The organism is Streptomyces sp. NPDC048506 (assembly GCF_040651315.1).
In the GTDB taxonomy this organism is placed as follows: domain Bacteria; phylum Actinomycetota; class Actinomycetes; order Streptomycetales; family Streptomycetaceae; genus Streptomyces.
This window is the reverse complement of sequence record NZ_JBEZIX010000007.1, coordinates 58,184-79,927: the sequence shown is the minus strand read 5'-3', so window position 1 is coordinate 79,927 and position 21,744 is coordinate 58,184. Positions and strand designations below refer to the sequence as shown.

18 protein-coding genes and 1 pseudogene are annotated in these 21,744 nt (G+C 72.2%); 8 read left to right on the top strand and 11 right to left on the bottom strand.

All coding sequences use genetic code 11. The features are described 5' to 3' along the window. Window positions 1-29: 29 nt before the first annotated feature. Both AB0C96_RS07285 and AB0C96_RS07280 read right to left on the bottom strand, forming a co-directional pair. Window positions 30-1,343 carry a geranylgeranyl reductase family protein gene (locus tag AB0C96_RS07285; protein WP_362914602.1) on the bottom strand — a complete coding sequence of 438 codons (1,314 nt, stop codon included), beginning with the start codon at window positions 1,341-1,343 and terminating at the stop codon, window positions 30-32. Between the two features lie 139 nt (window positions 1,344-1,482). Continuing rightward, window positions 1,483-4,032: a zinc ribbon domain-containing protein gene (locus AB0C96_RS07280; protein ID WP_362914600.1), complete on the bottom strand. Its 2,550-nt coding sequence runs from the start codon at window positions 4,030-4,032 to the stop codon at window positions 1,483-1,485. A gap of 367 nt (window positions 4,033-4,399) precedes the next feature. Between AB0C96_RS07280 and AB0C96_RS07275 the strand changes: the two genes are divergently transcribed. Beyond that, window positions 4,400-5,599, top strand: a complete 1,200-nt coding sequence (locus AB0C96_RS07275; RefSeq protein ID WP_362914598.1) for a glutamate--cysteine ligase — start codon at window positions 4,400-4,402, stop codon at window positions 5,597-5,599. Between the two features lie 61 nt (window positions 5,600-5,660). Here the strand turns inward: AB0C96_RS07275 and AB0C96_RS07270 are convergent, their stop codons facing one another. The 4 genes from AB0C96_RS07270 to AB0C96_RS07255 all read right to left on the bottom strand — a co-directional run bounded on the left by AB0C96_RS07270 (window position 5,661) and on the right by AB0C96_RS07255 (window position 10,677). Next, entirely contained in the window at window positions 5,661-6,362 is a 702-nt protein-coding gene (locus AB0C96_RS07270) for a demethylmenaquinone methyltransferase (RefSeq protein ID WP_362914596.1), read from the bottom strand. A 341-nt stretch (window positions 6,363-6,703) separates the two neighbouring features. Continuing rightward, window positions 6,704-7,255 (bottom strand): hypothetical protein, encoded by a 552-nt coding sequence (locus AB0C96_RS07265; RefSeq protein WP_362914594.1) that lies wholly within the window; start codon window positions 7,253-7,255, stop codon window positions 6,704-6,706. 94 nt (window positions 7,256-7,349) lie between these two features. Beyond that, window positions 7,350-8,549: a cyclic dehypoxanthinyl futalosine synthase gene (gene mqnC / locus AB0C96_RS07260; RefSeq protein ID WP_362914592.1), complete on the bottom strand. Its 1,200-nt coding sequence runs from the start codon at window positions 8,547-8,549 to the stop codon at window positions 7,350-7,352. 118 nt (window positions 8,550-8,667) lie between these two features. Next, on the bottom strand, window positions 8,668-10,677 hold the full coding sequence (locus tag AB0C96_RS07255; RefSeq protein ID WP_362914590.1) for a serine/threonine-protein kinase: 2,010 nt from the start codon (window positions 10,675-10,677) through the stop codon (window positions 8,668-8,670). Window positions 10,678-10,837: 160 nt separating this feature from the next. Between AB0C96_RS07255 and AB0C96_RS07250 the strand changes: the two genes are divergently transcribed. Beyond that, window positions 10,838-11,884, top strand: a complete 1,047-nt coding sequence (locus tag AB0C96_RS07250; RefSeq protein ID WP_362914836.1) for an alpha/beta hydrolase-fold protein — start codon at window positions 10,838-10,840, stop codon at window positions 11,882-11,884. A 37-nt stretch (window positions 11,885-11,921) separates the two neighbouring features. On the opposite strand, the gene AB0C96_RS07245 is transcribed toward AB0C96_RS07250, so the two are convergent. Then, window positions 11,922-12,827: a menaquinone biosynthesis protein gene (locus AB0C96_RS07245; protein ID WP_362914588.1), complete on the bottom strand. Its 906-nt coding sequence runs from the start codon at window positions 12,825-12,827 to the stop codon at window positions 11,922-11,924. A gap of 250 nt (window positions 12,828-13,077) precedes the next feature. On the opposite strand from AB0C96_RS07245, the gene AB0C96_RS07240 reads away from it, so the two are divergent. From AB0C96_RS07240 to AB0C96_RS07225, 4 genes are all read left to right on the top strand, one after another. Further along, window positions 13,078-13,281 (top strand): cold-shock protein, encoded by a 204-nt coding sequence (locus tag AB0C96_RS07240; protein WP_016574426.1) that lies wholly within the window; start codon window positions 13,078-13,080, stop codon window positions 13,279-13,281. 504 nt (window positions 13,282-13,785) lie between these two features. Further along, window positions 13,786-13,923 (top strand): hypothetical protein, encoded by a 138-nt coding sequence (locus AB0C96_RS07235; RefSeq protein WP_362914586.1) that lies wholly within the window; start codon window positions 13,786-13,788, stop codon window positions 13,921-13,923. Window positions 13,924-13,940: 17 nt separating this feature from the next. Then, window positions 13,941-14,252, top strand: a complete 312-nt coding sequence (locus AB0C96_RS07230; RefSeq protein WP_362914584.1) for a hypothetical protein — start codon at window positions 13,941-13,943, stop codon at window positions 14,250-14,252. Between the two features lie 132 nt (window positions 14,253-14,384). Further along, the gene (locus AB0C96_RS07225) at window positions 14,385-17,030 is read left to right on the top strand and encodes a hypothetical protein (RefSeq protein WP_362914582.1); all 2,646 of its coding nucleotides are present in this window, start codon (window positions 14,385-14,387) and stop codon (window positions 17,028-17,030) included. A 7-nt stretch (window positions 17,031-17,037) separates the two neighbouring features. Here the strand turns inward: AB0C96_RS07225 and AB0C96_RS07220 are convergent, their stop codons facing one another. Together AB0C96_RS07220 and AB0C96_RS07215 are read right to left on the bottom strand one after the other, a co-directional pair. Then, window positions 17,038-17,256, bottom strand: a complete 219-nt coding sequence (locus tag AB0C96_RS07220; protein WP_362914580.1) for a DUF397 domain-containing protein — start codon at window positions 17,254-17,256, stop codon at window positions 17,038-17,040. Further along, window positions 17,234-18,085: a helix-turn-helix transcriptional regulator gene (locus AB0C96_RS07215; protein ID WP_362914578.1), complete on the bottom strand. Its 852-nt coding sequence runs from the start codon at window positions 18,083-18,085 to the stop codon at window positions 17,234-17,236. The genes AB0C96_RS07220 and AB0C96_RS07215 overlap by 23 nt, the downstream gene beginning before the upstream one ends. Before the next feature lie 117 nt (window positions 18,086-18,202). Between AB0C96_RS07215 and AB0C96_RS07210 the strand changes: the two genes are divergently transcribed. Beyond that, window positions 18,203-18,430: a hypothetical protein gene (locus tag AB0C96_RS07210; RefSeq protein ID WP_362914576.1), complete on the top strand. Its 228-nt coding sequence runs from the start codon at window positions 18,203-18,205 to the stop codon at window positions 18,428-18,430. Between the two features lie 93 nt (window positions 18,431-18,523). Here AB0C96_RS07210 and AB0C96_RS07205 read toward each other — a convergent pair. Then, a pseudogene (locus tag AB0C96_RS07205) lies at window positions 18,524-20,361 on the bottom strand (AMP-dependent synthetase/ligase). A 122-nt stretch (window positions 20,362-20,483) separates the two neighbouring features. Here AB0C96_RS07205 and AB0C96_RS07200 point away from each other — a divergent pair. Continuing rightward, window positions 20,484-20,678, top strand: coding sequence for a hypothetical protein (locus AB0C96_RS07200; protein ID WP_362914574.1), 195 nt, complete (start codon window positions 20,484-20,486; stop codon window positions 20,676-20,678). 208 nt (window positions 20,679-20,886) lie between these two features. Here the strand turns inward: AB0C96_RS07200 and AB0C96_RS07195 are convergent, their stop codons facing one another. Beyond that, window positions 20,887-21,591: a TetR/AcrR family transcriptional regulator gene (locus tag AB0C96_RS07195; protein ID WP_362914572.1), complete on the bottom strand. Its 705-nt coding sequence runs from the start codon at window positions 21,589-21,591 to the stop codon at window positions 20,887-20,889. Window positions 21,592-21,744: the final 153 nt, after the last annotated feature.

The window sequence follows — 21,744 nt, the reverse complement described above, 5'->3', positions numbered from 1 at the left end:
GACCGCCGCGCACGCCCTCCGAGCAGCCGTTACGCCTTCGGCGCGACCTTGCTCAGGCCGTTGATGATCCGGTCCATGGCGTCACCGCCGGTGGGGTCGGTGAGGTTGGCGAGCATCTTGAGGGTGAACCGCATCAGCATCGGGTGGGTCAGACCGCGCTGGGTGGCGATCTTCATGACCTTGGGGTTGCCGATCAGCTTCACGAAGGCACGGCCGAGCGAGTAGTAGCCGCCGTAGGTGTCCTTGAGGATCTTCGGGTAGCGCTGCAACGCCAGCTCGCGCTGGGCGTACGTGGCACGGGCGTGCGCCTGGACGATCACCTCGGCGGCGATCGCGCCGGACTCCATCGCGTAGGCGATGCCCTCGCCGTTGAACGGGTTGACCAGCCCGCCCGCGTCGCCGACCAGCAACAGGCCCTTGGTGTAGTGCGGCTGGCGGTTGAACGCCATCGGGAGGGCCGCCCCGCGGATCGGACCGGTCATGTTCTCCGGCGTGTAGCCCCAGTCGGCGGGCATCGAGGCGCACCACGCCTTGAGGATCTCGCGCCAGTCCAGCTCCCGGAACGAGGCGGAGGTGTTGAGCACGCCGAGTCCGACGTTGCTCGTGCCGTCGCCCATGCCGAAGATCCAGCCGTAGCCGGGCAGCAGCCGGTCCTGGGCACCCCGGCGGTCCCACAGTTCCAGCCACGACTCCAGGTAGTCGTCGTCGTGCCGGGGCGAGGTGAAGTACGTGCGGACGGCCACGCCCATCGGGCGGTCCTCCCGCCGGTGCAGGCCCATGGCCAGCGACAGCCGGGTGGAGTTGCCGTCGGCGGCCACGACGAGCGGGGCGTGGAAGGTGACCGGCGTCTTCTCCTCACCGAGCTTGGCGTGCACGCCCGTGATGCGGCCGGTGAGCTCGTTGATGACCGGCGCGCCGACGTTGCAGCGCTCGTAGAGGCGGGCACCGGCCTTCTGGGCCTGCCGGGCGAGCTGCTCGTCGAAGTCGTCGCGCTTGCGGACGAGTCCGTAGTCCGGGAAGGAGGCGAGCTCCGGCCAGTCGAGCTGCAACCGGGAGCCGCCACCGATGATCCGCAGGCCCTTGTTGCGCAGCCAGCCCGCCTCCTCGGAGATGTCGATGCCCATCGCGACCAGCTGCTTGGTGGCGCGCGGCGTCAGGCCGTCACCGCAGACCTTCTCGCGCGGGAACGCGGTCTTCTCCAGAAGGAGCACGTCCAGACCGGACTTGGCGAGGTGGTAGGCGGTCGCCGAGCCGGCGGGCCCGGCCCCGACGACGATCACGTCCGCGGTGTGCTCCGAGGGGCTTGTGGTCACGGAATCGGTCACGGACGCGGACTCGGTCACGGCGTAGTCTCCCGGAAGTCGATATCTGGATATCTGGGTGCCGACCGGCACTGGGCAGGTGCAGTCTATGGGGGCCCCGGTGATCGGAACCTGAAGGGTTGGCCCGTGCAGCCTGCGCTTCCCGCCCCTCTCGCCCCGGCTAGTCGATGTCCAGGTCGCTGACCGACCAGGTGCTCAGCGCCGTGCTGAAGACCTTGTCGTTCTCCGGGTCGTACAGCACGTCCAGGCACTCGTAGTAGACGCTGTACTCGGTGCCGTCGGCGGCGACGTACGCCTGGTCGACGGCGTGCACGGTGTTCCCCGTGTCGTTGACGTAGGTGAACTCCCAGCGGGCGCCCGGCCGGTTCTGGAAGGTGTTCCTCCGCAGCTCGGCCCGCTGGTAGTTCGTCCGCTTCGCGGCGCCCTTCTCCATGCTCAGGAAGTTGTCGTACGAGGCCTGCGGGGCGTTGGCGATCACGCCGATGCGCAGGTACTGCTTGCCGACCGGCGCCGTGTAGTCGACCTGGGTGCCCTTCACCGAGCGCTTCCAGTCGCTCTTCACGCCGAGCGAGAACCCATAGGGGTCGTACTTCTGGACGAAGCCGTCGGGGAGGGCTGCCGAGGCGGAGGCGGACGGGGACGGGGACGACGACGAGGCATCGGACGGGGACGCCGAGGACGACGGGGACGCCGACGGGTCCGGGGTGGGCGCCCCGCTGTCGGACGGCCGGGCCGGCCGGTCGGACCTGGCGTGCTTGTCCCCGGCGCCGGCGGGCCGGTCCTTGTGGCCGTCGAGGTACAGCGCACCGGCCGTCGCACCCCCGCCGACCAGGAACGCGGCCAGCGCCAGCGCCACCCATGTCACCGCACGACGCCGGGTCCCGGGCGGCTCCTCGGCCGCGGGGGCCGGGGGAACGGGGGCGGGCGGGGTGGTGTCCGGGGCGACGGGGGTGACGTCCGGGACGGCGGGCGGGACGGAAGGAGCCGTGGTCGGAACGGACGGGGCGGCAGTCGGAACGGCAGGGGGCGCGACCGCCGGGGGAACGGCGGGGGCAGCGGCGACGGCAGCGGCCGGGAAGCCCGGGGGCTGGGCGGTCGGGGCCGTCGGGGCGGTCGGCGGAGCGATCGGGGCGGCCGGCGCGCCTCCCCGCCCCACCATCCGCAGCAGGTACGGCACGACCAGCACCGCGCCGAAGGTCCACAACAGCGCGAACAGCAGCGTCTCCGCGCCGCCCGCGGCCAGTTCGCCGTGCGCGTCCGCGATCCGGCCGCCGCCGTAGCCATCGCCGAAGCCGCCGAAGCCGCCCCCGTAGCCGTAGCCGCCGCCGTCACCGTCGCCGCCCTGGAACGTCGCCTTCACGCTCACGCCCGCGACCAGTACCAGCAGCAGCATCGCCAGCACGAAGAAGCCCGCGGCGAGCAGCTGTTCACGGCGGTCGGCACCGCGCCGCACCGCCAGGAGACCCACCAGCAGCGCACAGACCAGGCCGCCGACGATCACCCCGAACAGCGCCCAGCCCCCGGCGAGGTGCCCCAACGCGCCATAGCCGACCGACTCCCGACCGGCGGTGTCCAGGAACGGCACGTCGGGGAGGTTCCACTCGGCGTTCACCGGAGCGCCCCAGGCCAATGCGAGCGCCAGCGCACCGATGTTGGGCAGCAGCACCAGCATGGCCACCACCCCGGCCCCGTCGGGCGTTTCCTTCGCCGTGGCGAGCAGCGCCACCACCGTCACCACACCGGCCAGCACGACGACGACCAGCAGCGCGAGCAGCGCGGTGCGCAGCGCCGAGAGCGCGGTCTGCCACGCGGGCCGGGCGGCGAGCCAGGCCCCGGCCTCGCCGCGACCCAGTGCCGCGGCGCACACCGCGGCCGACAGCAGGAAGGACCACAGCAGCGCGAGGAACGGCGCGGACGACAACTCGACGCCGGCGTAGGACGGCTGGGCCAGTAGCGCGAGGACGAAGGTGGCGGCGGCGCACACCGCGGCGATCCGCAGCGCGGCCTCCAGCGCGGCGGTCCGTCCACCGGCCGGCGCGCCCGCGACCTGGCCGCCACCCGCAACTCCCGCTGCCGCCAAGCCCGTTGGCGACATACCCGTAACCGCCACGCCGGTGGCCGCGGTGCCCGCCGGGCGCAGGGCGGTGAACCGCCGGGCGGCGAAGGCCAGCACCCCCGCCCACGCCACCGTGACCGCCAGCGGTACCAACGACAGCTCCGCCGTACCGGCGAGGTCCATCCCGAACGTCTCCCGGGAGCCGAGGGCGCTACCGGAGATGCCGACCCCGCCGCCGACGCTCTGGAGCAGCAGCGCCAGCGCGATCCGCATCCGCACGCCCCAGCCGAGCCCGCCCGAGTGCGCGTCGTCCGAGCCGAACATCGCCGCCACGGAGGCGAGCACCAGCAGCAACAGCGTCGGCCCGGCGGCGACCTTCAGGGCCGCCGGCCAGTCACCCTTGACCGTGCGGGTGAGCAGGGCACCGAGGGCCGAGGGCTGCCGGCCGGGCGCCGGGTACGGCGGCGGCCCGGCGGGCGCCGCCGGCAGACCGGGCACCGGGGGCCCGGCCGCGGGGGCGGCCGGGGGCTGTCCTGGAGCCGGCGGCCCGTCCGGTGCCGGCGGCGCGGCGGCCCGCCGCTCCCGGCCGCAGCCCATGCAGAAGCGCGCCTCGGGCGGCGAGGCAGAACCACAGTCCGGGCAGAACGACGACAAGAGGACTCCGGGAGGGTCGGGGGCAGCGCCAGCGGCTGCCGGGGACGAACGCACGTACAGACATCACTGCCGTACGCATGGTTCCCGGTGGTGAACTCCCCGTGAGGCGACGTTTGTCCAAGCGAGTCCGAGGACCCTCGCGGCCGGCCCGAGCACCCTCGCGGCCGCCCTCGCAGCCGCCCTCGCGGCCGGCCCGAGGACCTTTCGCGGCACATCCGGACGTTGCGCACAAGCCGGGCCGTACCCACCGCGAGGAGGCGCGGGAGAATGCCTCATTCGCGCCCACCACACCCCCTGGGGCCTTGCCTACTGTGGGAGCCGCACCGGCGAACCGACCGCTGTGCGGAGGGTGGAGGGCGGAGGCGACGTGCGGGAGAGCTACGCGGTGAGTGCGGGGACCCGGGCGGGGCTCGGGGAGCTGACGGTGGGCGTGGAGGAGGAGTTCATCCTGGCGGACGCGGTGACCCGGGCACCGGCGTTCGCGGCGGACGCCGTGGCGGTGGCGGCCGGCCGACTGGTGGGGAGCCGGTACGTGGTGCCCGAGTTGGCACAGGCACAGGTGGAGACCATCAGCGGAGTGTGCTCCGACGCGCGGCAGCTGCACACGGAGGTCACCCGGCTGCGCCAGGGTGTGGCCGTCGCCGCGCGGGAGGCCGGCTGCCTGCTGATTCCCTGCGGCACGGCACCGCTGGGCGATCCGGGGCCGCCACCGGTCCTGGACAAGCCCCGCTCCCATGTGATCACCGCCCGGTTCGGAACGCTGCTGGACCAGCTGTGCGCCAATGCCTGTCATGTACACGTAGGAGTGCCGGACCGGGAGGAGGCCGTCCAGGTGGTCAACCACCTGCGGCCGTGGACCCCGCTGCTGCTGTCCCTCACCACCAACTCCCCCTTCTGCGGCGGCCGCGACACCGGCCACGCCAGCTGGCGGGCGATGCTGTGGGGCCGCTGGCCGACCTCCGCCCCACCGCCGTACCTGCGCTCGGTGGCCCACTACGAGCAGGTCGTCGCGGCGCTGGTGGACAGCGGGGCGGCGGTGGATCCGGCCATGCTCTACTGGCCCGTCCGCCCCTCCCGACACGTGCCCACCGTCGAGATCAGGGTCGCCGACGTGCTGCCCCGCACCGAGGACACCGTCGCCTACGCACTGCTGGTCCGCGCCCTGGTCGCCACGGCGCTGTCCGAGATACGCAGGGGGAAGCCGGCCCCGCCGGTGGAGGAGACCGTCCTGCGTGCCGAGACGTGGCGGGCGGCCCGTGACGGAATGTCAGGCCGCGCCCTGTCCGTGCCGCTGCCCGGCTCGCCCCGGACCGTCCCGGTCTGGCAGCTGGCCACGGCCCTGGTGGTGCGCGTCCAGGGCCACCTGCGCGCCGCCGGTGACTTCGACACGGTCCGGCGCTGGCTGTTGCGGCTGCAACGCCAGGGCACCGGCGCCGCCCGCCAACGCGCGGTCTACCGGCGCGCCGAACGCGTCGAGGACGTCGTCGACGCCCTGGCGGTCCCGACCCACGAGGACGCCGGCCACGACCCACAGGACCGGGCCTGCGACACGGCCCAGCCCACCTGACCCCGCCCCGTCCCCACCGGCCGGCCACCCCCGAGGGGCCGGCCGCCAAAGGCCGAACGCGTCAGCCGTCGGACGGCTTGGTGCCCCGGTGCAGCGCCACGATCCCGCCCGTCAGATTGCGCCAGGCGACCTTGGCCCAGCCCACGCCCTGGAGCCGGGCGGCGAGTTCGGGCTGGTTGGGCCAGGTGCGGATGGACTCGGCGAGGTAGACGTAGGCGTCCGGGTTGCTGCTGACCGCGCGGGCCACCGGCGGCAGCGCCCGCATCAGGTACTCGGTGTAGACGGTCCGGAACGGCGCCCAGGTCGGCTCGCTGAACTCGCAGATCACCAGCCGGCCACCGGGCTTGGTCACCCGGTACAGCTCCGCCAGCGCCGCGTCGGTGTCCTGGATGTTGCGCAGCCCGAAGGAGATGGTGACCGCGTCGAACACCCCGTCCGCGAACGGCAGCCGGGTCCCGTCGCCGGCGGTGAACGGCAGCCAGGGGTGCCGCTTCTTGCCCTCCGCCAACATGCCGACCGAGAAGTCGCACGGCACGACGTACGCACCGGTCCTGGCGAACGGCAGCGAGGAGGTGCCGGTGCCGGCCGCGAGGTCGAGCACCCGCTCGGCGGGCCGCGCGGCCACCGCCCGGTCCACCTCCTTGCGCCACAGCCGTGCCTGCCCCAGGGAGAGCACGTCGTTGGTGAGGTCGTACCGCGCCGCCACGTCGTCGAACATCGCGGCGACTTCGTGCGGCTGCTTGTCCAGGGATGCTCGGGTCACCCGGCCATTGTCCACCGTGCACCGCCCGGCCCCCGCACCGGGCAGGGCCCGGGGACGGTGCGGACCGGGGCGGACCGGGGGCAGCCCGGGAAGGCCGGCCGGGAAGGCTGGTCGGGGACGGCCGGGATGCCCCCCTCAGAACATCCGGGCGGTCCAGCGGTGCGCAGTGCATCGTGAGCGGCCGGGCGCCGGCCGTCCCCGCGACAGCGATCTTGCCGGCCCGAATCCACCGTTCCGCTTCCGTTGACACCGCCCTGACGTGCGACGGGAGGGCGTTGACGGGTCCTTGACGGACGGCCGGCGCTGCCCTGAGCGGCGGGCGGGAACGCGCGGGCCGGGGGTCACCGTCGGCGGTGGACGATGCGGCCGGCGAGGACGGTGGCCAGCGCGCTGCCGTCGTCGGCGAAGACCGCGAAGGTGGCCGGGCCGCCGGGGGCCAGGGTGCGCGGGCGGGGGCCGGGCAGCTCTTCGAGGCCGGAGCGCCGGACCGCCGTACGGACCGCGGGGCGGGCGAACGGGCCGGTCAGCGCCGTCGTGCCGGAGGCCAGCAGCCGCTGGAGGCCACGGCGGGCGCTGGCGCCCCAGCGGGTCTCGGTCATGCCGAGGGTCGCGAGGGCCTCGCCCGTGATCGGCTCGCTGCCGAGCGCATCGGCCTCGCGCGGGTCGGGGTGGTAGGCGGCTTCCAGCAGGGCCGCGCCGTGCGGTTCGTAGCGGCCGGGGGCCAGCACCCCGTCCCACTCACGGAGGCGCGCCCGCTCGCCGTACGCCGCCAGCACCTCCTCGTACGGGCCGATGGCGGCGAGCCGGTCGCCGTCGACGACGACCGCATGGCCGGAGTCCAGCGGGCCGTCGGGTGCCCGCCGGACGCCCCGCACCCGGTGAATCGTCAGCACCGCCCCTGTGCCACCTCTCCCGCGACGCACCGCCGGGCGGCCCGGTCGCCCCCGGGCGACGCGTCCGCCCCGGTCGACCCGGCCCGCCGTCGGGTCACTTGGCCTCGACGAACTTCAGCTCCGGGTGGGCCGTGCCGCCCTCGATGGCCGTCGAGGACAGGTGCGAGACGACCTTGTCGTCGACCGGGTCGTCGGCCGGGTCGTCGTGCACGACGAGGTGCTCGTAGGTCGTGGCGCGCTGCGCCGGAACCCGGCCCGCCTTGCGGATCAGGTCGATGATCTCCATGCGGTTGGAGCGGTGCTTGGCGCCGGCCGAGGAGACCACGTTCTCCTCCAGCATGATCGAGCCGAGGTCGTCCGCGCCGTAGTGCAGCGACAGCTGGCCGATCTCCTTGCCGGTGGTCAGCCAGGAGCCCTGGATGTGGGCGACGTTGTCGAAGAAGATCCGGGCGAGGGCGATCATGCGCAGGTACTCGAAGAGCGTGGCCTGCGTCCGGCCCTTCAGGTGGTTGTTCTCCGGCTGGTAGGTGTACGGGATGAAGGCGCGGAAGCCGCCCGTACGGTCCTGGACGTCGCGGATCATCCGGAGGTGCTCGATCCGCTCGGCGTTGGTCTCGCCGGTTCCCATCAGCATCGTGGACGTCGACTCCACACCCAGGTTGTGAGCCGCCTCCATGATCTCCAGCCAGCGCTCGCCGGACTCCTTCAGCGGCGCGATGGCCTTGCGCGGGCGGGCCGGGAGGAGTTCGGCACCCGCGCCCGCGAAGGAGTCCAGGCCCGCGGCGTGGATCCGCTGGATCGCCTCCTCGATCGACACTCCGGAGATCCGGGCCATGTGCTCGACCTCGGACGCGCCGAGGGAGTGGATGACCAGCTGCGGGAACTCCTTCTTGATGGCGGCGAAGTGCTTCTCGTAGTACTCGACGCCGTAGTCCGGGTGGTGGCCGCCCTGGAACATGATCTGGGTGCCGCCCAGTTCGACGGTCTCCGCGCAGCGGCGCAGGATGTCGTCGAGGTCGCGGGTCCAGCCCTTGGCGGTGTCCTTGGGCGGGGCGTAGAAGGCGCAGAACTTGCAGGCCGTCACGCAGACGTTGGTGTAGTTGATGTTGCGCTCGATGATGTACGTCGCGATGTGCTCGGTGCCGGCGTAGCGGCGGCGGCGTACGGCGTCGGCGGCCTGGCCCAGTGCGTGCAGGGGAGCGGAGCGGTACAGGTCGAGCGCTTCCTCCGGCGTGATGCGACCGCCCTGCGCGGCGCGGTCGAGTACGGACTGGAGGTCGGCGTTCTCGGTCACCGGGGCGTCCCTTTCGCAGGCGGGCTTCACGACCCGACCAGCCTACGTCAGGGGTCTGACGGCCCCGCTGGCGGCCGGGCCGGGCCGCGCCCCGGCCCGAGGCCCCGTTCGCCGCCGGTCAGCGCTTGGTGAGCGTCGCCTTCGGCGTGCCCCCCGCCGGGTCGTCGGACGTGAACGCGATCGTGTCGCCGCCCTTGCCGAGGGTGTACGTCACCCGGGACTTGTTGCCGGTGCAGCCGGGCCCCTGCTTGCCGTCCGCCCGCTCGACGAGCACCAGCCTCCCGTCGGTGGCCGACTCCAGCTTCGCCTTCGCCCGGCACTGCACCAGCACCGCGTCGTAGGTGGTGTGGATGACGTAGTCGCCCTTGCCGCCGGAGGTGATGGTGCTGGTCATGGTGCCGTTGGGGAAACCGCGCGCGGTCGTGACGCTGCCGGTCCAGGTGCCGAGGAACGCCTTGGCGACGGTGGGCGGGCCGTCGTGGCCGCCGGGGCCGGTGGGCCGGGTCGACGGTGAGCGGTCGGCCGGCGGCCGGGCGCCGGCCGCCCCACTGACGGTGCCGCCCGTCCCGGGCAGCAGGTTGAGGACGAACCCTGCGGTGGTGGCGGCGGCCAGCGCACCGGCCACCGACAACACCAGGGTGCAACTCACCCTGCGCGGCCGGTCCTTGCCCCCGACCGCACCGTTCAGCGCGATCCGCCGCTCCTTGGGGGCGGCGGGCGACGGCGGCGCGGTGGGCAGGTCGGCGATCCCGGGGGCGGCCGGCGAATGGGCGGCTCCCGGAGTGCCAGCGGCACGGGCGGCACCAGCGACACCAGAGGGACCAGCGGCACCAGCAAAGGCCCCGGCACCAGCGGCACCGGCAGCACCACCGGCGCCATCAACACCACCGGCGCCGCCCGCCACCGGCCAGGGCGGGGGCGCCGGCGGCCCGCCGCGCTGCCCCACCGCTCCCGCTCCCGCTCCGACTCCCGTCCCCGCCCCGGCCTCGGCCCCGCCCGCCGTGCGGGTGCCCGGCCCCTGCGCCGGCACGTCGAACGGCACCAGCCCGGACGCCGTCCCGTCGGCCGCGTCGGTCACCCCGCCGCCCCGGCCCGCCCCGCTCACCACCGCCGCCCCGTACGAGGGGTCCGGCGGCCCGAACACCCCGCCGGACGACGGCGACGCACCCGCCACGGCTGCGGCCCCGGCCTCCGTCCCGGTGTCCGCGGCCGCCCCTTCCGCCACGTCGAGGTTCAGCAGCTCCACCGCCTGCCGGCTGACCCGTTCGACCAGCGGTCCGGGCAGCCAGCCGGCCCGCACCAGGCCCGCCGCACCACCGCTGCCCTCCCCCGCCAGGTGGGCCGCGAGCGCCTGCGGCGCGGGGCGGCGCGCCGGGTCCTTGGCGAGGCAGGAGGCGACCAATTCCCGTAGTTCACCGTCGAGTTGCGGGCCCAGCTCGGGCTCCCCGTGCACGACCTTGTAGAGCAGGGCGGCGGACGAGTCGCCCGGGAACGGGCTGATCCCGGTCGCGGCGAAGGCCAGCACCGCGCCGAGCGAGAACACATCGGCGGCGCCGGCCGCCCCCTCGCCCAGGATCTGCTCGGGCGCCATATAGCCGGGCGAGCCCACCGAGACCCCGGTGGAGGTGAGCGACGCGGTGCCCTCCGTGGCCCGCGCGATCCCGAAGTCGATCAGCAGCGGCCCGTCCAGGGTCAGCAGCACGTTCGACGGCTTGACGTCACGGTGCACCAGCCCCAGCGCGTGCACCGCGGTCAGCGCCTCGGCCAGCCCCGCGCCCAGGACCCGTACGGAGCGCTCGGCCAGCGGCCCGATGTCGGTGACGGCCTGGGCCAGCGACGGCCCGGCCACATACCCGGTGGCGACCCAGGGGACGGCGGCGTCCGGGTCGGCGTCCAGGACGGGCGCGGTCCAGGCGCCGCCCACCCGCCGCGCCGAGGCGATCTCCCGCCGGAAACGGGCCCGGAACTGGTCGTCCACGGCGAAGTGCGCATGGACGGCCTTGACGGCGACCGTACGGCCACCGGCGCTGCGCCCGAGATAGACCCGTCCCATCCCGCCCGCGCCGAGCCGACCTAGCAGCCGGTACCCGCCCAGAACCCGTGGATCGTCCGCTGCCAGCGGCTCCATGGCGCCTCCCCCTCGATACGGCGCACCCAGCTTATGACCCACGTCATGCCGGTGACCCATGTCATGTCAGGCCCCGTGAACCCCCGCTCCGCTTTCCTCATCAAACAGGGAGCAACTCGCCCATCTGCCCCAGCCGCCCCAACGGAGAGACCCCGTGTCCGTGCCCGCGCCCGTCCTCGCGCCCGCGCGCACCCGTGAGCCCGCGCCCGCGCGCAACCGTGAGCCGAGGAGGCGGGCCTGCCTCCTCAGTGCGGTCGCCGCGGCCCTGGGGCTGGTCCTCTTCCCCGTCCTCAAGTACGGGGACGTCTTCCCGGACACCGGCCGGCCGATGTCGTTCGGCCGGCCGGCGACCGGGCTGCCGGCGGTCGGCCCGCACCCCCAGTTCCGTACGACGAGCACCCTCGCCGACGGCACCAGGATCGGCGTCACCACGCTGCACGGGAAGAAGTCCGGCTTCACGGGCAAGGTGTGGGCCTGGGCGCCGCCGGAGTACTACGAGGAGCGCTATCGGGCCAGCGCGTTCCCGGTACTGATCGCCCTGCCCGGTGGCCGCGGCTACCCCACGAACTACTGGATGCGGCCCGACCTGCAATTGCAGCGCGCCATCAGCGACCTGTCGGCGCTCGGCCGCAGCAAGCCGTTCGTGCTCGTCATGCCGCAGCTCAACCCCGACCGGCGCCACTACTACGACGGCAGCGACATACCGGGCCAACCGAAGATCGGCACCTGGCTGTCCGACGACGTCCCCGACCTGGCCAGGGCCACCTTCCGGACCTTCGACAGCCGCGACGGCTGGGCCTTCATGGGCTCGTCGTCGGGCGGCTTCGTCGGCCTCAAGCAGGTGCTCCAGCATCCGGACCGGTTCCGGGCGGTGATCGCCAGCGGTCCGGACACCCGCCCGGACTCGCCCCTGTGGCGCGGCCACGAGAAGGAGCGGCGCGCGAACGACCCCGAGCGCCTCGCCGCGCACCTGTCCGCCCGCCCGGACGCCCCGCCCGTCCACCTCCAGTTCCAGATAGGCACCGAGGAGCGCGGCCGGGCCAACCTGGAGCGCTTCATCCGCCGCTACGCCAAGGGCCCGGTGACCGCCGATCTGCATGTGATCGAGGGCGGCGGCCACAACGCCAAGGGCTACGTCCGCGGGATGCGGGAGGCGAGCCTGGAGGCGATCAGCAAGGTGCTGCGCGGCCCGACACCGTCACGGTGAGCCGGGCCGCCGAGCGGCGCGTGCGCGGGCCCCTCGCCTAACGGGCGACGGCCGACGGCTCCAGCAGCTCCACCTTCACATCCGCCGGGAACCCGGTCGTCGGTCCGACCCGCCGGGCGAACTCCGTCACACCGCGCAGCTGCTCGACCCCGAAGCGGAAGTCCAGCGTGGTGAAGTAGCGCTCCAGCACCGGCTCGTCGAAGGTCTCCCAGCGGGCCGCCTGCTCGGCGACCTTGCCGACCTCCTCCAGCGACAGGTCCCGCGACGCGAGGAACGCCTCGTGCACCTTCTCCACCACGAGCGGCTCGCGCGCCAGGTAGTCGCGCCGGGTCGCCCATACGGCGAAGACGAACGGCAGCCCCGTCCAGTCCTTCCACATCTGCCCGAGGTCGTGCACTTCCAGGCCGAGCCGCGGACCGTCGTGCAGGTTGGCGCGCAGCGCGGCGTCGCCGATCAGCACCGCCGCGTCCGCCTCCTGCATCATCAGGCCGAGGTCCGGCGGGCAGGTGTAGTAGTCGGGCCGTACGCCGATCTTCTCGGCCAGCAGCAGCTGCGCCAGCCGTACGGAGGTCCGCGAGGTCGAACCGAGGGCGACCCGGGCGCCGTCCAGCTGCTCCAGCGGCTTCTGCGAGACGATCACGCAGGACATCACCGGCCCGTCGCAGCCGACCGCGAGGTCCGGGAAGGCGACGAGGTCGTCGGCGGCCCGCAGGAACTCGACCAGCGTGATCGGCGCGATGTCGAGCTCCCCGCGCACCAGCTGTTCGCTGAGCTTCTCCGGCGTGTCCTTGGTGAGGTCCAGGTCGAGCAGGGTGCCTGTACGGGCCAGGCCCCAGTAGAGGGGCAGGCAGTTCAGGAACTGGATGTGGCCCACCCGCGGCCGGCTGCGACGGTGGTCGGCGTCGGCTTCCGCGGGCGTGTCTCCGAAGGTTGAATTGTCCACATGCGGAGGCTAGACCTGCTGCTCTTGGCGCAGCGCGCCGGGGGCGACCTATGGACGTTAGTGCTGACGGTTAAACGTGATCTTTGGCTCTTCCGCGTCGCGAGCGCATCATGCTAGGCTCAGCGCAAGTTGCAGTTTGGTTTCCCTTGCAGTACAAAGCCTGCGGAGCATGTGACCCGCAGGCTTTTGTAGTTTTCAGACTTGTTTGCAGGTTCTGGAGCAGGGCAACCCTTTGGCCCAAGGAGGGCTTATGGCTACCGGAACCGTCAAGTGGTTCAACGCTGAAAAGGGCTTCGGCTTCATCGCCCAGGACGGCGGCGGCCCGGATGTCTTCGTCCACTACTCCGCGATCAACGCCTCTGGCTTCCGCTCCCTTGAGGAGAACCAGCAGGTGACCTTCGACGTCACGCAGGGCCCGAAGGGTCCGCAGGCGGAGAACGTTTCCCCGGCGTAGTTTGCCCGACCCGGAACCTTTCCTGGTCACTCCATGTAGTACCTAAGGAGCCTCGCTCCGCCATCTCGATGGCGAGCGGGGCTCCTGCCTTTTGCCCGCCGGCGACCGCTTGTCCATCGGCGACCGTGCGAATGGCGGCGTCATGAACATTTGCCGCCGATTACCTTGCGCAACGAAAAACGCCGCCCCGGAGCGAACACAACCCACGACACAACCCACGGCCGGAATTACCGCGACGAAGCGGCGAGGCGATTCGTTTTTCCTCCGGCCGGTCAAGGGCAGCCACCGGCCGGACCGGTTGTGTGCGCCAAGAGCATGTCAAGAATGCGGCGCGACGCACAACGGAGACACTCCACGCGCCACACCGTGGCCCACCGCGCGTCACGACGAACCGGCACCGGACGCCACCGGAATCGGCAGCGCGCGACGACCGAACCGTCCGTCAGCCAAAGCGATCACGGAAAGTGGTCACATCGCGACTTGGCGCGGCCTACCGTGGGCAGAATGAGCGAGCACTTGCCCCCGCAGAAGCCGTGCCCCGATTGCGGCGGCAGCGGCACCGTGGACTGGGAGACGCCGGCCGGCGACGAGGTCACCACGCAGTGCTCCGGGTGCGGAGGCACCGGAACCGTCCTGGCGTAGGAGGAGGCAGAGGCGACGTGGCAGCGTTGAACAGGAACGGGAAGCCGGTCGGCCTGGATGCGCAGTACGTCGGCAAACTGCCGTGCTCCACCTGCGGAATACGGTCGATGAAGCTGCCCGGGCGGCAGGGCGGGGTGTGCATCCCCTGTTACGCCGAGGAGTGCGCGGCCGCGGGACGGCGGGCGGCGACGGCCGGCGCCTGGGTGGCCGCGACGTTCGTGGGTGACCCGTGCCTGGCCTGCGGCTCCCGGTCCGTGGACGCCAACGGCTGGGCCTTCTGGTGCAACTCGTGCGAGATGCAGACGGCGGTGGCGCTGCCGCCGCGGTGAGCCGCCGTCCGCCGCGGCTTTGGTTGCCCTGTCTACCACCGGCTTTGTGAGTAGCGTGGAGGGCAGGAAGGGCATGAGCCTGACACGACACGCGCGACAGGCTCTGCACCGCCGCACGATCCGCAGTCCGCCATGTTCAACGGCCGCGCCGAGAACGAACGAAGCCTGACCGCCCCGCTGCCGGCTCCACGCTTCGTGGCCTGGTGGTGGTGGACCGGAGTCGGCTTCGCAGGGCTGATCGCGGCGTTGTACTGGGCCGGCACCGGTCGTACGGCCTGGGACGAGCCCTTCGGGTTCCTCGGCCGGGTCTTCGGCGGCCTCGGCGCGGTCTTCAGTCTCCAGGCACACGAGGGCGCCTCGATCGGCGCCCGGCTCGCCTTCTTCCTGACCCTCCTGCTGCTCCTGTACGTGCTGTGGCGGGCGACCCGCGCCTGGCTTGCGTACAAGCCCGGCGCCGTGGACATCCAGCAGTTGGAGGACGCCACACCGGCCGGAGCCCCCAAGCCGTCCGACGCCGACCTCACCGCCAGGCTCCGCCGGCGGCTGTCCGACAGCAGCATGTACCCGCCGGCGACGCTGCCGGCACAGGCCCCGGCCGAGTCCTTCCTGGAGCTGCTCGGCGACATCGAGATCGACCCCGACAAGCTGGGCACCGCACTGCCGAAGATCCTCAGCCGGCTCCGCCCGAAACTCGCCTACCGGGTCGGTGGCGTCCTCCAGTTCCGCGAGGCCGAGCCGGACCGGTACGGCATGACGGTCACCGTCACGGCGTTCCTGTTCGGCGGCTCGCGCGCGACGACCGTATGGGGCAGCGACTGGGACGACGTCATCCGCAAGGCGGGCAGCTGGGTCATCAGCACGCTGTTGCCGGTCACCCGCGCCGGACGGCTGCCGCCCTGGCGGCAGTGGTGGGGACGGGAGCTCAAACCCGAGCTCTACGAGGCGTACCAGGAGGCGAACGAGCTGAGCCGCGCGGGACGCCACCACGAGGCCCTGGAGCAGTACTTCACCGCGGTGCGCCTCGATCCCACGAACCCCTACCTCCGGGCCGAACTGGCCGAGACCCAGGAGAAAATGGGGCTGCACATCGACGCGCTGGACACCTGCCAGCGGGCGCTCACGCTCGACGGGCAGAGCGCCCGCCGATACCGGAAGCGGCTGTGGCAGAGCCGCTGGAGCCCGCACTGGCGCCGGCTGCGCTACTTCCGGCACCCACGGGTGTACCGCGAGCTGGTCGGGCTGCGGTACCGCAATTCGATCATCCTCGGTACCGCCGAGGTGACCGCGGAGCAGTGGTGTGCCGGCACCGGCACCAACGGCCTACAGACCCGCGAGCACCTGACCCCGCTGCTGGTGGACCGCTACTGGCCGACCGCCGTGGGGCTGGACGCCAAAGGCACCCTGCTCTTCCCGAACCGGCGGAAGGAGGCCGGCCGGGAATCGCTGCGACAGACGCTGGACAGCGAGAACACCGCCGAGGTCCGCCTGGTGATGCAGCGAGCCGCCATGCAGGAGACGCATCGCCTCGCCGCCGACGACGCCTGGGCCCGGGTCTGGCTCTACTGGCCGTCCTGGGTGTGGAGTTGGATCCGGGTCGCCTGGCCCGCCGCCTACTACCAGAGCGTGCGGGGGCCGCAGGCGGCCGTCACCCGCGGCGCCTTCCAGATCAACCGGAGGGTGTGGGCGCCGCTGCGCCTGGCCTGGGCGAGCGCCAAGTACAACGACCACCCCCTGCCCAGGCCACAGAAGTGGCGGCGGCCGTACGCCTGGCGGTACCCCGGCAGCCGGCTCGACTGGACCGGGCTGACGGCCCGGCCACTCCGTTGGAGGCTCCGGGTCGCGGCACTGCTCGGCTCGCGCCGCGACTGGCACACCCACTACAACAGCGCGTGCGTCTACGCCGTCGCCCTGCACGCCGCTGCCGACGACACGGCGCTCCAGGACGCGCTCGCCAAGCAGGCCGTGGCACACCTGGGTCAGGCCGTCCAGGCCACGCGCGGCGGCTCCGCCGCCGTCGAGCGGTCATGGATGGTCGTGGACGACCCCGACCTGGCGCCGCTGCGCAGGCCCGACAGTCGCCCGAACCTGCTCTTCAGCGACTTCGTACGGACCGCGTACCCCAGCGCGGAGGCCTTCCAGCAGGACGCCCGGCGCAGCCGGTCCGACGAGCAGCTGAGGGAGTACGACTACCGGCTCCTCGAAGAGACCGCCAAGGTGATGCGGCAGGTGTGGAAGCAGCGCGGTACGAGGACCAATGTCGACATCCGGACCGCGGCCGAGTGGCTCCGCGTCGAGCGCGAGATCTGCGAATCCCTCCACGGCATCGCCGACGCCGAGCACAGAAGCAGGTGGCAGGACCGGGTCGGCCTCATCCGCTACATCCAGACCAACTGCCAGCCGGTGGCGTCGCGTTGTCCCGGTTTCCCGCCGCCCTTGGTACCGGACCCGGCCGCCCCGCCCAAACTCCCCCAGGATGCCGGGGAGATCGACCGGACGCTTGACGTGCTGAAGCACGACATGGAGGCCGCGCACACCTACTCGACCAGGGACCACAGCCAGCGGCTGCTCCGGGAACGCGCGGCCGACGGCGTGGCAGAGCTGAGCGCGGGAACGCTGCACGCCCTGTCCGCCGGCTACGCGGCGGCCTGGCAGACCCTCGACGACTGGCTGGAACGGGAGACCGGGCACGACGTGTTCCGCCAGGCACTGGACAACGTCCCGCACCTGACGCGGCGACTCGCCCCGACGGGCCCGGCAGGCCGCAAGCTGTCGATCTGAGGCGCGGCTATCGGAGCGCGTCGTTCTTCACGGCCCTGACGAACGCGTCCCAGGCAGCGACGGGGATGAGGAGCGCCGGGCCGTGGGGGGTTGCTTTGGAGTCGCGTACGGGGATGAGGCCCCTCACACTGTCGGCGACCTCGACGCATTCGGCGCCTTCGGCGTTGCTGTAGCTGCTCTTGCGCCAGCTCGCTGACGACCTGTCATTCCTGTCGTGCTGCCTCATCTTTGTAGTCCCTTGCCGCTTCCTCGATGAGTGCCAGGGACGCCTCCGGCGGCATCGCGTTGGCCCTGAGCAGATCGTAGGACCTCCGGTACTTGGCCACGAGCGGCGGATAGTCGATGGTTTCGCCGCTGTGCGCACCTTCGGTGTAAACAACTGGCGGCGCGTCCGGGAAGGTTACGACCTTCAGCACCCCCATCATGAGCGGGTGGCCGACGGTTGACTCCGGAAGGATTTGCAGAACACTCCGCGAGGTCCTGATCACTTCGACGATGTGCTCCAGCTGCTCCGCCATCTGTAGCGGCGCGAGCAGCGGCTTGCGGAGCAGCGATTCAGACAGGATCCCCCAGTACGCCGGCTCCTCACGCTTCCAGAACTCCGCCCGCTTCAGCCGCGCCCGGACGACCTTCTCAGCCTCGGCAGGCTGCGACCAGGGTGCCAGGACCTCTACGACTCGCGAGGCGTACTCCCTCGTCTGTAGAAGACCGGGAATGAGCATGGGAGCCCAGTCCTCGACCGTCGCCGCGCTCTTCTCCATATCCGGGACATCCGCGAAGTACAGCGGATGCCCTTCCTGCCGCGCCTTCCGCGCGTCTTCACACCGCCGCGCGAAAAACCCGTCCGTCTTCAGCTTCTCGTCGACGTGGCGGGCCAGGTCCTCCGGCATCCGCCGTTCGCCGCGCTCGATCTGGCTGAGGAACGAGATGCCGCGGAAGCTGCCCTCCGCGAGCTGTTCGAGCGTGAGGCCCGCCGCTTCCCGCTTGTAGCGCAGCTCGGCGCCGTAGAAGGCCGGCACGCTCGCCGAGCCGTCGGGATCCTTACGAGGGGGCATAACTCACCACCAGTACTTGCCAGTTGCCCTGCGCAACCCGATTCACTTCCACGCTACGCCGGGTGACGTCACGCTGTGAGCAGTTCGTCACAATGCGCACAGGAAGGTGTAGGCACCATGCCCAGCCACATCCACCACGACGACGCGCACGGTCTCGACGTGCACAGCTGCACCGAGTCGCTGCGGGCCGCACTCCAGGAGAACGGGATCACTCTGCCGTCGCTGGGGGTGGACCTGCCGTCGTTCGCCGGGAGCTACCTGCCGGCGCTGGTGGCGCTCGGCAACTGCAATACGGCCACCGCGCGCAAGCTCACCGAAGCGCTCCGTAAAGCGGCCGCCGGGTGAGCGGGTGCATGACAGACCCCGTGCCACCTCCCCCACAGAGGTGACACGGGGGTTCCAGTTTGACGCGCCGAGGCCCTCGGCTCCAGAGGGAGGTCATGTCCTTTCGTAAAGGACAGCTATGTCTTTGGCGAAATCTCGGGCCACGGCGGCGCGGCGCAGCTTCAGGGAGGGGGTGAGGTGCCCGGTTTGTTCGGAGAAGTCCACCGGAAGCACCGCGAAGCGGCGAATGGACTCGGCCCGGGAGACGAGGGCGTTGGCGTCGTCCACGGCGCGCTGGAGGTCGGCGAGGAGGCGCTCGTCGTGGACGAGTTCCTCCAGTGGCAGGTGTTGCTTCTTGTGCAGCTGACGCCAGTGGGCGAGGCCGTCGGGTTCGAGGGTGAGCAGCGCCGTGACGTAGGGGCGGTTGTCGCCGATGACCATGCACTGGCCGACGAGAGGGTGGGAGCGGAGGCGGTCCTCCAGGGGTGCCGGGGCGACGTTCTTGCCGCCCGTGGTCACGATGATCTCCTTCTTGCGGCCGGTGATGGTGAGGTAACCGTCGGCGTCGAGTGCGCCCAGGTCGCCGGTGGGGAGCCAGCCGTGGGCGTCGGTGGCGGGGTGGGCGGCGCCGAGGGCCGGGTCCCAGTAGCCGGCGAAGACGTGGCCGCCGTGGAGGAGGACCTCGCCGTCGTCGGCGATGCGTACGGCGGTGCCGGGAAGGGGCCAGCCGACGGTGCCGATGCGGGGGCGGAGGGGTGGGGTGACGGTGGCGGCGGCGGTGGTCTCGGTCAGGCCGTAGCCCTCGAAGATCTCGATGCCGGCGCCGGAGTAGAAGGCGGCGAGGCGGTGGCCGAGGGGGGAGCCGCCGCAGATGGCGTAGCGGACCTTGCCGCCGAGGGCGGCCCGGATGCGGCGGTAGACGAGAGGGTCGTAGAGCTTGCGGGCGGCCTTGAGGGCGACGCCGGGGCCGGGCCCCTCGCCGTGCTCCCTGGCCTCGACGGCCTCCCCGTAGGAGCGGGCGATGCGGGCGGCGCGGTCGAAGGAGGCGGCGCGGCCCATCTTCTCGGCGGTGGCGCGGCCGGTGTTGTAGACCTTCTCCAGCACGTAGGGGATGACCAGGAGGAACGTCGGGCGGAAGCCGGCGAGGTCGGCGAGGAGGTCGTCGGTCTGGATGCTGGGGGCGTGGCCGAGGCGGACCCGGGCGCGCAGGCAGCCGACGGCGACCATCCGGCCGAAGACATGGGAGAGGGGCAGGAAGAGGAGGGTGGAGGCGGGCTCCTGGCTGGCCGCGTTGAAGACGGGGTGGAGGAGTTCGACGGCGTTGTCGACCTCGGCGAAGAAGTTGGCGTGGGTCAGGGCGCAGCCCTTGGGGCGGCCGGTGGTGCCGGAGGTGTAGATCAGGGTGGCGAGGGCGTACGGGCCGGTGGCGGCGCGGCACTCGTCGACGGCCTCGTCCGGGAGGTCGCGGCCGGCGGAGACGAGTTGGGAGACGGCGCCGGTGTTGAACTGCCAGAGGTGGTCGAGGGCGGGCAGCTCGGTGCGCAGACCACTGATCAGGCGGGTCTCCTCGACGTTCTCGACGACGCAGGCGCGGGCGCCGGAGTCGTGCAGGATCCACTGCGCCTGGTGGGCGGAGGAGGTCGGGTAGAGGGGGACCGTGACCAGTCCGGCGGCCCAGGCGGCGAAGTCGATCAGGGTCCATTCGTAGGTCGTACGGGCCATGATCGCGAGGCGGTCGCCGGGGCGGAGGCCGTGCGCGATCAGCCCCTTGGCGACGGCGCGGACCTCGGCGGCGAATTCGACGGCGGTGACGTCGCGCCAGGCGCCACTGGGCTGCTTGCGGGCGAGGCGACCTCGGCGGGGGCCTCGGCGGCGTTGGTGAAGGGGAGGTCTCCGAGCGAGCCGTGGTCCACGGGCGGGGCGAGCGGGGGGACGTAGACCTCTCGGACCACGCCGCCGACGAGGGTCTTCTGCGGCTCGTTGGGGGTGGGTCCGGGGGGTCCGGGGGGTCCGGCGGGTGCACTTTCCTGGTGGGACACGAGCGGCTCCTCGTTTCTCCTGGGGAGAGTCTCCTGTGGAGTGCGATCACGCCTGGGGTGCGATCGCGACCGCACCGGCCGCGCCGGGGGACGGCACGTTCGTGCGCGTCCGTACGCATCCATACGCGCCCGTACGCAACCCGTCCGTACGCGTCCACACGCATGCCCCGCGCGTCCGTGCGGTCCAACTGCCTGCCGTCGTCGCGGAGTCGGCTCCCGACAGCTCCTGACCCGGCAGTAACCTTACCGAGACGTAAATTTACGCGAGGCACCTGAGCCGGCCAATGCCCGAGCGCCACCTTCGTTGCGGCAATTCCCGCGCCGGGCTGGGCAATTCCGTCCCCGGGTCCACAATTCCGGCTCCGGGCCGGCCCGGCCGCGCAGGCCGGTGGCGGGTTGCTCGCCACCGGCCGGGGCGCCGACCGGCGACAACGCCCGTCACCCGGGGATGCCGGGCGGCCCCTCCCGATGGGCAGGTCCGCCCGGTGTCCAACGCTCTCCGCCCATCAGGTGGCCGAGGCCGGTCCAGGCGAAGTTCATCATCGTGGCGGCGGCGTCCTTCGCCGTCGGGTGCACCGGTTCGCCCGAAGGCCCTTCGTCGGTACGGACGTTGGCCCATTCGGCGAGCGATTCGGCGGCGCCGACCAGGGCGTGCGCCAGGCCCGCCACCTCGCGTTCGGCCAACTCACCGGCGCAGCCGGCCTCTTTGGCGGCGGCGCCGATCAACTCCGTGACGAACGCCGCGATCTCCGCCCGCATGGCGGCCACTTCGTGCGCGAAGGGCTCACCGTGGGTGCGGGCCTGCTGATGCAGCACGGCCCAGCCTTCCGGGTTCTCCGCGGTGTGGGCGAAGAAGCCCTTCAGTCCGCTCCACAGCTGGTGATCGGCCGCCTCCCCCGGCTCGACGGCCGCCGTCACGGCCGCCACCAGCGCCGCCCGCTCGCGCCGGATGACCGCGCTGAACAAGTCCTCCTTCGAATTCAGGTAGAGGTAGACCAGCGGTTTCGAGACCCCCGCCACCTCGGCGATCTCGTCCATCGAGGCTGCCCGATAGCCGCGCCGCGCGAAGGTCAGCACCGCGGCGTCGAGCATCTGCTGCTCCCGGACCGCGCGTGGCACCCGCTTGCTCTTCACAGCTCCCACCCTGAATATCCCTCCATCCCGCCCCTTTACTGCAAAGTAAGTTTACGATCTACGCCCCCTGCTCCCCCTGGCTTGACGAGATCCCCACGAGGCGGGACGACGCGTTGCGCCGCACTGCCGAACGGCCGTGCATCCATGGCTGCACCCTGACGG